Annotated in this window: 3 protein-coding genes; all 3 read right to left on the bottom strand. The window is 42.2% G+C overall.

Going from position 1 to position 979, the window contains the following annotated elements:
- Positions 1 to 116 precede the first annotated feature (116 nt).
- The 3 genes from ARB69_RS27035 to ARB69_RS25515 are packed head-to-tail and all read right to left on the bottom strand — an operon-like array spanning position 117 to position 756.
- The gene (locus ARB69_RS27035; protein ID WP_157355758.1) at positions 117 to 278 is read right to left on the bottom strand and encodes a hypothetical protein; all 162 of its coding nucleotides are present in this window, start codon (positions 276 to 278) and stop codon (positions 117 to 119) included.
- Between the two features lie 12 nt (positions 279 to 290).
- Positions 291 to 587, bottom strand: coding sequence for a hypothetical protein (locus tag ARB69_RS25520; protein ID WP_055155417.1), 297 nt, complete (start codon positions 585 to 587; stop codon positions 291 to 293).
- Positions 574 to 756, bottom strand: a complete 183-nt coding sequence (locus tag ARB69_RS25515) for a hypothetical protein (protein ID WP_157355756.1) — start codon at positions 754 to 756, stop codon at positions 574 to 576. The genes ARB69_RS25520 and ARB69_RS25515 overlap by 14 nt, the downstream gene beginning before the upstream one ends.
- Positions 757 to 979: the final 223 nt, after the last annotated feature.

The following is a 979-nucleotide window of genomic DNA, read 5'->3' as shown; positions in this document are numbered from 1 at the left end:
GGACAGTATATACGACCACAATTTAGATCATATGCCGTCATATCATTCTGATATTTATTTTTAAAGCAATCTTTCCTCAACTTTATCCTCCTTTGGCAAATGTTAATTTTAGTTACCTATTTTTTCTCTCCATACAGCACCTGGATACCTTTGAAAATACTCTTTTCCCTGTTAAGGCTGTCCGGATTAAGTGCGAGGCAAGTCCGAATCCAATCTACGTAGAATGTCCAGTACTCAATCTCGTTGCGGAATAATCCTTTGTCCTCTAACCCGTTCATTCCTACGCCCCCTCACTTAATTGGAAACCTGCCCAGAACGCTTTCTAAGCCTTGTATGGCGATTTTATTTATCTGTTCGATGTTTTTAACATATTCGGTCAGAGAAACGCTCTCATCGCTTAATACATCGAGCTGGACTAACCTTATATATTTTCCTATGGCTCCTCGGATATCAGAAAAGTGTCCGCATGTGCGGTATGCCTCTTTTTTGCTGCCGTCTTTTGCATTCCTTATGTATTTCTGCCTGAGAGTATAGTTTAGGCTGTCAACCTCGATGTAGTATCCGTTCTTTAATTCAATCCTGGTCATGTGTCCCCTTCTTCCTGCAGCTCATTCCTTTGTGGAAATACAACTCTGTCTTTCTTCTGGTTCGTACATAGTCATACTCCCCAATGATCATCTCGCCGCATATATCACATATTTTGACTTCTTCTGCTTTGGCAGATCTGGGTTCCGTATCTGCTTTGTTCATTTTCATCACGGTCATTTCCCACGCACCTTCTTTCTCCTCTTACGCTTCGTTCCGGCATATATAAAGGCTGCCATATTTGCTTGATTGAATCCAGCGGATTGCTTCCGGTGTCCGTTAAAACTGTGCTTCGTATTCTGTTCCATACCCGCCTCCTAATTTGATAAAAACCACCATGTTTTCTGGTTCTTGCCATAGCCGGTTGTGGAAGAATCCACACCGATATCCCGCT

The sequence above is a fragment of the Faecalicatena contorta genome, assembly GCF_001404335.1.
In the GTDB taxonomy this organism is placed as follows: Bacteria; Bacillota; Clostridia; order Lachnospirales; family Lachnospiraceae; genus Faecalicatena; species Faecalicatena contortus_B.
The sequence above is the reverse complement of the archived record's forward strand: the minus strand, read 5'-3'. Positions and strand labels throughout refer to the sequence as shown.

What these genes read in the sequence shown, in the direction of transcription:
- ARB69_RS25515 (WP_157355756.1), bottom strand. Translation starts at nt 756, where the DNA reads ATGAAAATGAACAAAGCAGATACGGAACCCAGATCTGCCAAAGCAGAA.
- ARB69_RS27035 (WP_157355758.1), bottom strand. Translation starts at nt 278, where the DNA reads ATGAACGGGTTAGAGGACAAAGGATTATTCCGCAACGAGATTGAGTAC.
- ARB69_RS25520 (WP_055155417.1), bottom strand. Translation starts at nt 587, where the DNA reads ATGACCAGGATTGAATTAAAGAACGGATACTACATCGAGGTTGACAGC.